The 12,817-nt window shown below is 73.9% G+C and carries 10 protein-coding genes; 6 read left to right on the top strand and 4 right to left on the bottom strand.

Features of this window, described 5'->3' with window-relative positions:
• Nucleotides 1–28: 28 nt before the first annotated feature.
• Nucleotides 29–1,291 (bottom strand): DNA glycosylase AlkZ-like family protein, encoded by a 1,263-nt coding sequence (locus OG715_RS21120; RefSeq protein ID WP_266270387.1) that lies wholly within the window; start codon nt 1,289–1,291, stop codon nt 29–31.
• Nucleotides 1,292–1,395: 104 nt separating this feature from the next.
• Between OG715_RS21120 and OG715_RS21115 the strand changes: the two genes are divergently transcribed.
• The 5 genes from OG715_RS21115 (at nt 1,396) to OG715_RS21095 (ending at nt 5,732) form a co-directional block, all read left to right on the top strand.
• The gene (locus tag OG715_RS21115; protein WP_266270386.1) at nt 1,396–2,109 is read left to right on the top strand and encodes a nucleotidyltransferase domain-containing protein; all 714 of its coding nucleotides are present in this window, start codon (nt 1,396–1,398) and stop codon (nt 2,107–2,109) included.
• A 324-nt stretch (nt 2,110–2,433) separates the two neighbouring features.
• Complete coding sequence (locus OG715_RS21110; RefSeq protein ID WP_266270385.1) at nt 2,434–3,258, top strand: hypothetical protein; 825 nt, start codon at nt 2,434–2,436, stop codon at nt 3,256–3,258.
• Nucleotides 3,259–3,347: 89 nt separating this feature from the next.
• On the top strand, nt 3,348–4,943 hold the full coding sequence (locus OG715_RS21105) for a hypothetical protein (protein WP_266270383.1): 1,596 nt from the start codon (nt 3,348–3,350) through the stop codon (nt 4,941–4,943).
• 76 nt (nt 4,944–5,019) lie between these two features.
• Nucleotides 5,020–5,271, top strand: a complete 252-nt coding sequence (locus OG715_RS21100) for a hypothetical protein (RefSeq protein WP_266270382.1) — start codon at nt 5,020–5,022, stop codon at nt 5,269–5,271.
• A complete protein-coding gene (locus tag OG715_RS21095; RefSeq protein WP_323182178.1) occupies nt 5,250–5,732 on the top strand; it encodes a TIR domain-containing protein in 483 nt (160 codons plus the stop codon). Before OG715_RS21100 ends, OG715_RS21095 begins: the two co-directional genes overlap by 22 nt.
• Nucleotides 5,733–5,813: 81 nt before the next feature.
• Here the strand turns inward: OG715_RS21095 and OG715_RS21090 are convergent, their stop codons facing one another.
• The gene (locus OG715_RS21090; RefSeq protein WP_266270381.1) at nt 5,814–6,701 is read right to left on the bottom strand and encodes a macro domain-containing protein; all 888 of its coding nucleotides are present in this window, start codon (nt 6,699–6,701) and stop codon (nt 5,814–5,816) included.
• A 107-nt stretch (nt 6,702–6,808) separates the two neighbouring features.
• On the opposite strand from OG715_RS21090, the gene OG715_RS21085 reads away from it, so the two are divergent.
• Nucleotides 6,809–8,161 (top strand): macro domain-containing protein, encoded by a 1,353-nt coding sequence (locus tag OG715_RS21085; protein WP_266270380.1) that lies wholly within the window; start codon nt 6,809–6,811, stop codon nt 8,159–8,161.
• Between the two features lie 286 nt (nt 8,162–8,447).
• Here the strand turns inward: OG715_RS21085 and OG715_RS21080 are convergent, their stop codons facing one another.
• Nucleotides 8,448–11,762, bottom strand: a complete 3,315-nt coding sequence (locus OG715_RS21080) for an SdrD B-like domain-containing protein (RefSeq protein WP_266270379.1) — start codon at nt 11,760–11,762, stop codon at nt 8,448–8,450.
• 82 nt (nt 11,763–11,844) lie between these two features.
• Nucleotides 11,845–12,645 (bottom strand): helix-turn-helix domain-containing protein, encoded by an 801-nt coding sequence (locus OG715_RS21075; RefSeq protein ID WP_266270377.1) that lies wholly within the window; start codon nt 12,643–12,645, stop codon nt 11,845–11,847.
• Nucleotides 12,646–12,817 lie beyond the last annotated feature (172 nt).

The following is a 12,817-nucleotide window of genomic DNA, read 5'->3' as shown; positions in this document are numbered from 1 at the left end:
ACCCCAGGTGGCCCGGCCGGAACGCCTGTTAGCCCGAACTCTCCCGCAGCGCGGCGATCTTGGGCACCCGGCTCCTCGGCGAGTCGAGGCCGAAGCCGCGCGCGTCCCCCAGCTCCGTCCGGACGAACTCCTCGGTCCGGGCCACCGCCGACCGCAGCTCGGCGTTCGACGGCACGAAGGACAGGTGGACGATCTCGGCGCGCTCGGTGTCGTACTCCCAGAAGCCGACGATCCGCCCCCGGTCCAGCACGATGTGCGTCTGCGGGTCGGCCTCGGAGCCGAAGCTCCGCCCGGCGCGGCCGGCCGGCAGCGGACGGGCCGCGTCGGCCGGGTCGACCAGCCGGGCCAGCTCGCGGTGCAGCAGATGGATGCCGTCGATCCCGGCCAGCAGTGTGTAGTGCGGCTCGGCCGGCACCGTGAACGCGGCGAAGGCGTCAACGAGTTCGGGCAGCATCAGCAGCTCCGAACCGGGTGCCACCGGTACCGCGCCCGCCTCGGCGAACGCCTGCCGGGCGGTGGCGGCGCCGAAGCCGGAGAACCATCGGAAGTGCTTCAGCGAGGCCGGGCCGGCCCAGGTCAGGTAGCGCCGGGCCAGGTCCGCCGTACCGCCGCCGACCGGCTGGTCCCACCGCTCGTAGCCGTACCGCTGCTGGTCCAGGCGGCCGTTGGCCGGCACCCGGCGCAGCTGTCCGCGCGACTGCATCAGCCCGAGGGCCAGCGGCAGGGTGGTGGACAGCCCGCGCTTGCGCCCCGGCTCGCCCAGCGACCGGACGGCCTCGCCGACCGCCACCCGGATCGCCGCCGGGTCCAGCGGCCCCGGCGCCTCGGCGAGCGCGCGGTCCACCGCCAGGCAGAGCCGCTCGACCTCGCCCGAGGTCACCCCCAGGTGCTTCGCGGCCGCCGCCACCTCGCCCTCGGGCACCGCCGCGCCGGCCGCCAGGGCGAGTGCGAAGTCCTCGGCGGGGACGATGTAGGTGCAGCCGCGCGCGGCGGGCAGCTCGTGCGCCTCCAGCCGGGCCACCGCCGCGTCGACGGCCGCCCGGCCCAGCCCGGCCCGGGCGAACAGGCCCAGGTAGGGCGCCGCCCCGCCCACCGACCGGGCCCACCCGGTGGCCGCCAGCACCTCGCCGGCCGACGCCTCCGGGTGCACGCCGTCCAGCCACTGCCGGTGCGACCACCAGGCCCGCAGCTTCGCCGTGCCGATGCCCGTCCCCGTTCCCGTCCCCGCCGCCGCACCGCCGTCGCCGTCGCCGTCGCCGTCGCCGTCGCCGTCGCCGTTCGCCCTCGCCATGCGGCCCAGTATCGGCCCGAGGGCCTCCCCGGCCCCGGAATTCGCTGGCCCGGCGCGGCCCGACCCGGCAGACTCCTGCGGACCGGCCGACGAGAGGAGCCCCGATGACCACCGCGCCCACCTCCCCGCCCGGCAGCGTCCTGCTGTCCGGCATCGTCGGCTCGACCGCGTACGGACTGGCGCACGCCGGTTCCGACATCGACCGGCTCGGCCTGTTCGCCGCTCCGACCGAGGGCTTCCACGGACTGCACAGCCCTGCCGAGTCGCACGTCTCCACCAAGCCGGACCGCACCCTGCACGAGGCCGCCAAGTGGTGCCGCCTCGCGCTCAGCTGCAATCCCACCGCCACCGAACTGGTCTGGCTGCCCGACGAGCTCTACGAGGTGCGCGGCCCGCTCGGCGAGGAGCTGATAGCGATCCGCCGCTCCTTCCTGAGCGCCCGGGGCGTCCGCAACGCCTATCTCGGCTACGCCACCCAGCAGTTCCGCAAGCTGCTGACCCGCGACACCTCCGACCCGGTCACCCGGGCCCGGGCCGCCAAGCACGCCCGGCACCTGGTCCGGCTGCTCGAACAGGCCGTGCACCTGCACGAGGCCGGCCACAACCTGGTCCGGCTGCCCGAGCCGGAGCGCGTCCGTGCCCTCGGCGAGCGGATCGCCGACGACCCCGCCCACGCCGAACGCCTGCTCGCCGCCGCCACCGACCGCCTCGACCGCCCCGGCGTCCTCCCCGAGCACCCCGACGAGCGCCCCGCCGAAGCCTGGCTCCACCGCGTCCGCGCCGCCCACTGGACCCCCGCCCCGGCCTCCGCCGGGTAGCACCGCGCAGGCCCACCCCGAGGGGCCCGGGTCGGCACGGGCCGGCGCGGGCCCCTTCGTCGTGCACGGGTACCGCCGGGCGGTACCCGCGTACCGCCGCGGACGCCCGGCGCCGCACCTGTCACCGGGTCCTCCAGCGCATCGGAAGCGGATCGGAAGAGCTCCGGTTGTGGCCGCGGAAGCAGGAGGGCTGGTCGGATCGAGCCGGGGGCGGTGACCGGCGGGTCCGCGGGCCCGGGGCCGACGGTCAGGACGGCCGGGGCGCGCGGCCGGATGTGCCGGGTACCGCACCCGCTCCGTCGGTGACCGCACAGGAGGTCCGCGTTGAACGACATGATCCCGGAGCCGCCGCTCCCGGCGGACGGACAGATCCGGGTACCGGGGGCGGCCCGGCCCGTGCACCCGCCGCCGTCGCTGCTGCCCCCGCCCGGGGACGTCCGCACGGGGGTGCTGGCCGTCGCGGGGGGTTCGCTGGCGGTGCTCGTGCTGCTGCTCGGGCTGGGCGGCGGCATCTCGTTCGGGACGGACGACGGGGGCGGCATCGACGGGAGCCGGCTCACCGGCGGCCTTGGCAGTGGCCTGAGCGGGGGCGGCCTGAGCGGGGGGTCCGGGGGTTGGGACGGGCCGCCGCCGTCGCCCTCGCGGACGGTTCCCACCGCCACCCGGACCCGCACGCCCTCGCCCTCCTTCTCGTTCTCGTTCTCGCCTTCGGCCTCGGTCTCGGCGTCGTCGTCCTGGTCCGGCGGGTCGCCGTCACCCTCGCGGTCCGGTTCGGCGACGGCGACGACTACGGCGACAGCTACGACGACGACAACGACAACGACGACGCCAACGACGGCCACGGCCACGGCGACCGGGGACGCCCGGCCCGACGCGGTGCTGAACGCCTACTTCGCGGCGGTCAACACCGGTGCCTTCCGCACGGCCTGGCAGCTCGGCGGGCGCAACCTCGCCGGCGACTACGACACCTTCGTCGCCGGCTTCGACGAGACCACCTCCACCACGGTGGCCGTGCTCTCGGTCGACGGCGCCGCGGTCACCGCGACGCTGGAGGCCCGGCAGACGGACGGCACGGTCCGGCACTTCCGCGGCGTCTACACCGTCACCGACGGCGCCATCGCCAGGGCGACCGTCACCCGGACGGGATGACGGTGGGTCGGCACGGGCGCGAAGACGTCCCGGCCGCCCGCCGGCCGCGGCAGGACGGTTCCCTCCACGACAGGAGCTCTGAACGACGGATGACTATCAACGGCGCCTCCCTCACCGCGCCGCCGCCCCCGCCCCCGGGCCAGGACGGGCCCACCGGCCCTCCGGGGGTGGACGCCCGCAGCCGGGCCACCCGGCTGCTCGCGGCCGGAACCTACCTCTCCCCGGACTACCGCCGCGCGGTGATCAGGGAACTGCTGACCAACCGGGCCAGGGCGGTCGCCCCCTCGTTCGGCTACGACGCCGTTCCGGTGCTCGCGCACGCGCTGGCGGCCCGCGCGCTGCAGCGCAACGCCTGGGTGTACCTCGGCGTCGGGGTCGTCCTCCTGTTCGTCCTCGCCGGCACCGGCGTGATCGGCTTCTTCTCCTTCCTCCTGCTCGTCCTCTGGCTGTGGTGGTCGGCCGACTACCTGCGGCGGGTGGCCACCCTGCACACCCTGGTCACCCGGCTCAAGGAGCGCGGACCGGGCGGCGGGCCGGGTGGCTTCGAGGGCGGCCGTCCGTCGGCCGCCCTCCTCGACGACGCACTCGTCGAGAAGATCGACCGCGAGCAGTCGGCCCGGGACGGCCTCGCCTACTTCGGTGGCTACCGGCCGTTCGTCGGGGCGGGAGCGCGGCTGCGCCGGTGGTCGAACGCGCAGTTGCTGCTCGGCGCCCCGGAGGACGGGGAGGACCTGGCGGACCTGGTCGCCAGGCTCGCCGGCCGGACGGACCCGGTCGGGCCCAAGGAGCCCCTCGCTCCGGTCGTCACCAGGCGCCGGCCCGTCGTACCGTTCGACGTCGCGGACCTGGCCGCCTTCGTCCAGCACCACCTCGCCGCCGAACTGCGGGACGAGGCGAGGGAGTCCGAGCGGATCGCGACGCTCACCGTGGAACGCCGCAGCTACGCCAAGGCGGTCACCGTGCACGACCGGTCCGCGGGGGCGGGCTGGACCGCGCTGCCCGCGATCGGCGCGGCCGGGGGCGAGCACTGGGCGGAGGGCTACGGCGCGTCCCGCGAGTACCTGTGCGCCCGGATCGGCTCCTGGGACGAGGAGTTGGTCACCTCGCTCTTCGTGGGGTTCGACATCCGCGGCAACACCCTGCACACCGAGTTCCACAGCCATGTGCTGACCCCGGTGATCTCCGACTTCCACCTGGTCGACCGGCTGCCGGAGCGGCTGGACGGGCGGCTGCTGCTGCGGGCGGCCTGGGACTCCCTGCGCCAGGTGCTGGGCCGGTCCTGGCAGGTCCTGCTGCCCCTGGGCCCGCTGCTCTCGGGGTTCGCCCGGCTGCGGCGGCACTACCGGGAGGGCCGCCGCTTCGAGTTCGAGCTCGTCGGGGTCGCGGACAGCAGCGAGTTCCGCCTCGGCCGGTACGCGACGCTCGCGGTGAACCGCGGCGCGCGCACCAGCATCCGCGAACTGGCCTGCAGCAACGACTACCACCACTACTTCCAGGAGTCGGACGCCGACAAGTACACCCGGATCGTGGAGCGTCGCTTCCTGCACCTCGTCGAGCGCTTCCTGCGCGAGCACCAGGTCGACCTGGCGGACCACCGGCGCAACCAGACCAACGTCCTGTCCGGCAACCACTTCGGCACCGGTGACATCGACAACTCGCGCAACAAGCAGGTCAACCACAACTGATCCCCGCACCACCGCCACCGGGCCGGCCGCGACGACGGCCGCCGCACGAACACCGAGGACAAGGACAACCGACCCCATGACGGACCAGGGAACGGGCCGCGGCGCGGCCGTCCAGGGCAACCACTTCGGCAACGGGAACATCGACAACTCCACCAACAAGACCGTCAACCGGGGCGGTGCCCGGCAGGCCGAGGGGGCGACGGACGCGCGGGCGACGGGTGCGCGGGCGACGGTCGCGCCCGAACTGAGCCGCAACGTGTTCGTGGTCCACGGCCGCGACGAGCAGGTCCGGCGTGAGATTTCGGGCTGCTGCGCAGACTGGGACTGAACCCCCTGGAGTGGGAGCACCTGGTCGGGGCGACCGGCCTGCCCTCCCCGTTCATCGGCGAGGTGGTGGCCCACGCGCCCTCGGTGGCCGGGGCCGCGCTCGTCCTGCTCACCCCGGACGACGTCGCCGTGCTCCACGACGACCTGAAGGGGCCCGTCGAGCCGCCGCACGAGCGGACCCCCTTCGGCCAGCCGCGCCAGAACGTGCTGATCGAGCTGGGCATGGTGCTGATGGCCTATCCGGAGCGGACCGTGATCGTCGAGTTCGGGGACGTCCGGCCGGCCTCCGACCTGGCGGGCCGCAACGTGATCCGGTTCACCGCGGACGGGAACCCCGTCTTCGCGCTGCGGAAGGTGGCGCAGCGGTTGCAGGTGGCGGGCTGCCCGGTGGACGACCGGGGCAACGACTGGCTGGACACCGATCCGTTCCGGGACCTCGGGGCCTACCGCCGCCGGGGCTGACCCGGCGGGGGAGGGACGGGCGACGGGCCCGGCCGCGGTGCAACACCGCGGCCGGGCCCGTCGCCCGTCCCACCGGCACCGTCACCGGCCGGCCAGGCCCTCGGCCATGCTCCCCAGGAACGCCCGGACCTCCGGCACGGAGACGTTCGCCAGGTCCGCCGGGCGCAGGACGATCCGCAGCTCCCGGCAGATCGCGCCCTCCCGGGACCGTGCGACGAACGACATCAGGATCAGCCGCAGCAGGCTGTCCTGGTCCAGGTAGTCCATCCTCGCCAGCCCGGAGCCCACCAGCGGCATCGCCACCGAGTCGGTCCGGGCCCGCCGGTCGACGGCGTCCCAGAGCCGGTTGAGTCCGAACCAGAGGTCCTCCACGCCGGAGGACGCCACCAGGTCGCGGCCGAGCCTGCTGTAGGCGGTGGCGAAGACCAGCCGGGGCGGGGCGCCGAGGACGGCCACGGTGCCGAGCGGGTAGCGGTCGAGCTTGCCGAGCGGCTTGTCCGCCCTGAGTTCGCGGGACTGCGGGACGACGTGGGCCAGGGCGGCGGAGAGCTCGGCGTCCAGCCGGTCGAGGTCCCCGTCGTAGCGCCGTCGCAGCAACTGGGCCTGCACACTGTCCTCGTGGATCAGCCGCCCGTCCGCCGGAGCGGTGTCGAAGGTGTCGCAGAAGCCGACCACGAGGTGGCCCGGGGCGGCGAAGAGGTCACCGGCCTCCACCACCACGGTGGTGTCGGGCCGCCGGAACTCCTGGCGCACCAAAGGGACCGGGCGCGCCCGGTACGCGCCCCAGAGCACGCAGACCGCGGCCGAGCCCGCGGTCACCCAGCCGGGCGCGGGCAGACCGCGGGGGAAGAGCGGTCCGGCGAACTGGCCCGCCACCGCCACCCCGCCGAAGGCGGTCGCGGTGTGGCGCAGGAATGCGCCCGTGGTGCGCCGGGACACCCGCGCGGCGCCCGGCAGCCGGCGGATCATACGACACGCCGATCATCAACCAGCTTGCGCGGCAAGGTGGTTGCTATCCTGCTCGGTGCTCCGGGGGAGGCTTCTCCCGGCCGGGGCCGAGGCAGGTGGGGGTGCCGATGACGGGTGTCCGGGTGAGCGTGCTGGGGCCGGTGCGGGTGGAGTCCGACGGGGTGCCGGTCCGGCTCACCCCGCTGACCAGGCGGTTGCTGGTCCGGCTGGTGGCGGCGGACGGCGAGGCGGTGCCGGTCCACCGGCTGCGCCGGGACGTCTGGGGCCGGCAGGCCGACCTCCCGGGGCAGGGCGCCCGGGGCCGCAACGAGGTGCACAAGAGGGTGGTCGAACTGCGACGCGCGTTCGGCGGGGGCGACCCGGTCTCCGGCGCGCGGCTCCTGCACACCGAGCAGCTGTCGACCGCACGCGGCTCGGAGACCGCCTACCGGCTCAGCCTCGCGTCGGCGGAGCTGGACTGCGCCCGCTTCACCGAACTGGTCAACGAGTCCTTCCGGGTCGGACCGGCGATGGCTGCCTGGCGGCTGGAGGAGGCGCTGGGCCTGGTCCGCGGTAGACCGCTGGCGGAGGCCGCCGGCGAGGAGTTCGCCGAACCGCTGATCCGCCGGCTGACCGGCCTCCAGGACACCGCCCGCCGGGAGCTGATCTCCTGCCGGGTCAGACTCGGCCGGCCGGAGCTCGCGCTGCCGGTCGCCGAGGCGGCGGTCCGGGAACGTCCGGACGACCCGTCCTGGGCCTCCGAACTCGGCCGGCTGCGCACCAGGCTGCGCGGCCGCTGGGACGACGAACTGCTGCGCGCCGCACTGCCCGACCGGGCGGTCGAGGTCGTGGTGGTCTGCGGCGACCTCTTCGACCAGGAGGACGCCAACCTGGTCGCGGGCTTCACCGACACCTTCGACACCGAGATCGACCAGGACGTGGTGATCAGCCGGTCGAGCATCCAGGGGCAGCTCGTGGAACGGCTGTTCGGCGGCCGCAGCGAGCAGCTGGACGCCGAGCTGGAGCGGGCGCTGCGGCCGGTGCCGGCGGTCGAGCGGGAGCGGAGCCGGGACAAGCCCCGGGGGCGCCGGCTGCGCTATCCGATCGGCACGACGGTGGCGGTGCCGCACGGCCGCCGGCAGGTCTTCGCGACCGCGTACTCGCGGTTGGGCAACGACATGGTGGCCCGGTCGCGCCCGGAGCACCTCGCGTCGGCCCTGGAGCGGCTCTGGGAGGCGGTCGCCCTGTACGGGCGGTACCGCCCGGTCGCGGTGCCGATGCTCGGCTCCGGCCTGGCGCGGATCGTGGACCTCGACCGGGGCCGGCTCGCCAGGATGATCGTGGAGTCCTTCGTCCGGGCCTGTGCGGACGGCACCCCGGTCGCGCCCGAGCTGCGGCTCGTCGTGCACTCGGACGATCTGCGCCGTACGGACCTGCTGGAGCTGGAACGCTTCCTGCGGGACCCGTACGGGCGGGGCTGACGACCGGGCCGGTCCGGCGGCGTTCCGCGGCCCGCGCCTTCGCATGCTGCTCCTCCCGCCGCGGTGGTGGGCGGGAGCGGACCTTGCCGTCCCCCGTGCGCCGCGGTCCGCCCCGCCTCCGGACGACAGCACACCAGTCCGGTCGCTTCCGGGGAAAGACGCCGCCGCTTCCGGCCCGCTTCCGACCGGTGCCCCGCCACCGTGCCGGGCCCGGGCGGACGCGCCAGTGGCGCCGCCCGGGGGCGACGCCACTGGTGGTCCTGCTCCTCAGTTGTTCACCGGTGGATCAGCTGTGCCGTCCCGGGCGGCGGTAGGCGACCAGGCACAGGAGCAGTCCGCCGAGCACGGCGAGGCCTCCGAGTGCCGCGATCAGTCCGTCGGCGGCCGAGCTGCCGGTGTTCGGCAGCGGCTCGCCGGTCGGCTTGTGGGTCGGCCGGTGGGTCGGGGTCGGGACCGTGGACGCGCTGGTCGTGGTCGTGGCGGAGGGGGACGAGGACGTCGGGGACGCGGTCGGCGACGGCGAGGCGGTCGGGCTGGGCGACGAGGTGGGCGACGGCGAGGCCGTCGGGCTCGGCGACGAGGTCGGCGAGGGCGAGGACGTCGGGGACGGGGAAGGTGACGGGGACGGGGACGAGGTCTGGAGGACGATGCCCATGTCGAGGTCGAGGTAGCGCTGTCCGCCGGAGAGGGTGACGGACTGGGTCAGACCGGTGGTGGGGTCGGCGTCCGAGTCCTTGGTGGGGTCGGTGCCGGCGCCGCGGGTGGTGACCTTGGCGCCCTGCGGGAGGGTGGTGAGGTCGAACTGCACCTGGTAGGTGCCGTCGGGCAGGTTGTCGAAGAGGTAGAGGCCGTTGGCGTCGGTCGTGGTGGTGACCGGCCGGCCGTCCTTGTCGCGCACCGGCTGGCCGCTCTCGTCCAGGAGGTTGACCTTCACACCGGGGACGCCGGTGTCGCCGGGCTTCTGGATGCCGGAGCCGTCCTTGTCGACCCAGACGAAGTCACCGAGCGCGTTGTTCTGCTCGGTGACCCGCTTCACCGCGACGCCGACCTTGGCCGGCTCGGCGGGCAGCAGCTGCCGGCCCTCGTTGTCGGTGGCGGTGAAGGCGAAGCTGTTCCACGCGTACTCGGTGTCCGGCGCGTCGAACGGGGCGACCATCGGCCAGGTCAGGGTGAACGACTCGCCCGAGGCCATGGCACCGGCACGGTGGATGCGGAACCAGGTCGCCGTCCCGGGGGCGGGGAAGGTGGCGCTCCAGACCGCGTTCGTGTTGCAGCCGGTCCTGTCGACGAGCACGCTCTCGACACAGGGGTTGGGGTCGGTGGTGTACTCGACCACCACGGTCGGGTCGCTGCTGACGATCGGCTCGCTCAGCGACGGCATCCAGGTGCTGCCGCGCTGGGCGTCCTGGGTGAGGACGTAGTTGTCGCCGGGGGTGGGCAGCTTGTCGTAGGCGATGAAGTCGGTGACCGGGTCCGGCGAGTCGTTGCGGACGGTCATCCGGTAGGAGATGTGACCGCCGGGGGTGGTGCTGCCGATGCTCACGTAGTCGGAGTCGAGGTCGCCCTTCACCTCCTTGAACGAGCGCAGCACGCTCGGCACGTCCACCTGGATCTTGGAGGAGGCGTGGCAGAGCAGCTCGGTGGTGTTGCCGTTGCCGTTGAGGTCGAGCACGTCGGGGGTGCTGCCGCTGTCGGAGCCGGAGAACATGCAGGTGACCGGCTCGGTCGGCTGATCGACAGTGACGTAGACGTCGTTGGTCAGCTCACCGGAGCGGATGCTGCTGGCGACCTGGACGTCGAAGAGCATCCGGTAGGCCAGCGGGTCGTGCAGGTAGGTCGAGTCGGGCGCGCCGGCCGGCCACTGCATCCTCAGCAGCTGGCGGCCGTCGGGGCCGGGGGTGACGGTGATCGACTCGGGGGCCTTGGCGTCCGGGTAGTTCGGGTCCGGCCGGGCGGAGCCGTCGATGTAGACGACGCCGGGCGGCAGCAGGTCGAGCAGGACGAGCGGGCGGTCCAGGTCATGGGCGCTGCGGTTGTAGGGGATGACCTGGAAGGTGGCCGTGCCGCCGGGGGTGGACAGCTCGCCGGCGACGGTGGTCTTGGCCGCACCGAGGTTGGTGGCCCGGGTGATGGTGGTGCTGGCGCAGGAGTTGGCGTCGGCGTTGTTGGTGCCGTCGGTCGCGGAGGTGTCGACACAGTTGGTCAGCGGGACGGGGGCGGGGCGCCCGTCGTGGCCGGGGGTGGCGACCTGGGTGACCAGCTGCACCGCGTTGCCGGGGCTCCAGCCGGTGGGGATGGGGCCGTTCCAGACGAACCGGAGGCCGTCGAGCCAGCGGCCGGCGGGGATGCCGAGGACGTCGTTGGCCGGGTCGCCGGCACCCTCCGCGAAGGTGATCCGGCGGGCGGTGGCGCCGTTGAACGCGGTGCCGGGGGTGAAGGTCAGCCAGGTCGGGTCGCCGTTGAGCCGGTACTGGAAGGTCAGCTGGATGCTGGTGGGGTTCCACGGCTCCAGCTGGAGCGACTGGGGGAAGATCCAGTTGTAGAGGCCCTCGGTGGTGCCGGCGCCCGGGTCGGTGATGGTCAGGCTGGTGGCCGGGCCCGAGGTGTTGGTGGCCGACAGGCTGAAGCTGTTGAGGTCGCCGGAGACGACGGTGTCGCGCCACACCTTGCTGGCGGTCACCGCCACGCCGGTGGCGGGGGGCTGGAACTGGCCGGTGGTGGCGGAGGCGGAGTCCAGCGTGGTCTCGGCGTCGGCGCCGAGCGGGTCGCCCAGCAGGTCCACGGTGTTGGTGGAGGTGGTGCCGCTGGGGAAGTCGGCCTCCGGGTAGTACACGACCAGCGCGCCGGGGTTGCGGCAGCCGCCGCGGCCGTTGCCGGAGACGAACGGGCCGATGTCGTAGCCCCAGGTGTTGGGGCCGGGGGCGACCTGGGTCCAGCCGGGCGAGCGGCCGGTGTCGACCACCGCGCCGGGCGGCAGGGTGTCGAGCAGTCGGCTGGCGTCCAGGTCGACGTTGGGCACGTTGTCGGTGGCGCAGGGGCTGAACTGGTAGGTGACGGTGCGCCCGTCCTGGCTGCTGGTCTGGATGCCCTTGGTCACCGTGTACTGCGGCTGGACCTCGGCCTTGGTGTCGGCGCTGGCGTTCTGCGAGGTCTCACCGGTGGCGCTCATGGTGGCCGTGTTGGTGGAGGTGGCGCCGTTGGGGGTGGAGAAGTTGGGGTACTTCATGACCACCGTGATGGTGGCGGTGGTGCCGGGGCTGAGGTTCTGCAGCTTGATGTCCATCGTGCCGCCCATCGCGCCCGTCGCGGGCACGGTGGAGGCGGCCTGGTCGACCGAGGAGGGGTCGGGGGTCCAGCCGACGAACTGCATGTTCGAGGGCAGGGTGTCGAGGATCTGGCCGCCGGTGCACTCGTTGATGGAGCAGGTGTACCGGAGGGTGTAGGTGACGTTCTCCCCCGGGGAGGCGGTCGCCTTGTCCACGCTCTTGGTGAAGGAGATCGCGGCCTGCGCCGGTGGGGCGATCAGGCCGCTGCCCAGGAGGGTTCCTCCTAGGAGGGCGAGAACCGAGGCGATCCGCCCGGTCCGGAAGGGAATACGCATACCGGACAGTTGATCCGACGGTTCGTCACGCGCCCGGGCGACGCGAGCGCGGGTGACGGTGTTTCACCTTGTCAGACGAGCGTCAAATCCCATCACCCGGGTGGGTCGGGGCGGAGGCCGGGTTCGAGGCCGGCGCCGGGGTCGGTGACGGGGCCGGTGCCGAGGCCGGGAGCGCGCCGGTGTGGAGGACGTCGCGGGCCTGTTCGGCGGAGCGGCTGATGCTCTCGCCGACGAAGTCCATGAAGCGCGCGATGTTCTCCAGGCGGACGGCCGCCGGGGTGCCGGTGCCGAGGACGCCGACGCCCTCCCGGGCGGTCTCGGCGAACCGGGCGTGGGCCTGGGCGGCGGCGATCATCGACTGGTACCAGACGTCGCCGTCGACGGCGTAGCGCTCGCGGCGGCGCTCGTCGCGTTCGCGGCGGACGAGGCCGTGGGCCTCCAGGAAGGCGACCGCCTTGGAGACGGACGCCGGGCTCACCTGGAGGCGCCGGACGAGTTCGGCCGCGGTGACGCTGCCCTCGTCGGTGGTGAACACGCAGGTCAGGACGCGGGCCATCATCCTGGGCAGGCCCTGCTGCATCACCAGGGTGGTGAACACCTCCTCGTACGCGCGCACGGCCTCCGGGTCGCGCCCGTGGGCGGTCGGCTCGGGCGGCTGCGGCCCGCGGGGGGCGGCCTGACGGCTCCGGTGGGCGCGGCGCTCGGTGGCGCGGTGGGCCGCGTCGGCGCGGTAGGCGGCGGGGCCGCCGTTGCGCATCACCTCGCGGGTGACCGTCGAGGTGGGGCGGTCGAGGCGCCTGGCGATCTCCGCGTAGGCGAGCCCGTCGGCCACCCCGAGTGCGATCTGCTGGCGTTCCTGCTGGGTGAGTCTGCCTCCCGGCACGGCGGTCTCCCTTCGTCTGGTCCCCGGCCTGCCGAAGCATAGCGTTCATGCACCGTCAATGCAACGATCCACCGCGGCGACGTTGCGTTGAAACGGGATTCGTTGCAACGATATTCACTCTCTGGCCTGCGGAAATGGCAGTTCTGCGCAACAAGGCTATTGATGGATTCGC

Origin of the sequence: Kitasatospora purpeofusca (genome assembly GCF_036010405.1) — a bacterium.
In the GTDB taxonomy this organism is placed as follows: domain Bacteria; phylum Actinomycetota; class Actinomycetes; order Streptomycetales; family Streptomycetaceae; genus Kitasatospora; species Kitasatospora purpeofusca.
Note: the sequence above shows the minus strand (reverse complement) of the source record. Positions and strands in the feature narration are given on the sequence as shown.

Bases quoted from the DNA above. Each gene is read 5' to 3' on its own strand.
- OG715_RS21120 (WP_266270387.1), bottom strand. From the start codon at position 1,291: ATGGCGAGGGCGAACGGCGACGGCGACGGCGACGGCGACGGCGACGGC.
- OG715_RS21115 (WP_266270386.1), top strand. From the start codon at position 1,396: ATGACCACCGCGCCCACCTCCCCGCCCGGCAGCGTCCTGCTGTCCGGC.
- OG715_RS21105 (WP_266270383.1), top strand. From the start codon at position 3,348: ATGACTATCAACGGCGCCTCCCTCACCGCGCCGCCGCCCCCGCCCCCG.
- OG715_RS21100 (WP_266270382.1), top strand. From the start codon at position 5,020: ATGACGGACCAGGGAACGGGCCGCGGCGCGGCCGTCCAGGGCAACCAC.
- OG715_RS21090 (WP_266270381.1), bottom strand. From the start codon at position 6,701: ATGATCCGCCGGCTGCCGGGCGCCGCGCGGGTGTCCCGGCGCACCACG.
- OG715_RS21085 (WP_266270380.1), top strand. From the start codon at position 6,809: ATGACGGGTGTCCGGGTGAGCGTGCTGGGGCCGGTGCGGGTGGAGTCC.
- OG715_RS21080 (WP_266270379.1), bottom strand. From the start codon at position 11,762: ATGCGTATTCCCTTCCGGACCGGGCGGATCGCCTCGGTTCTCGCCCTC.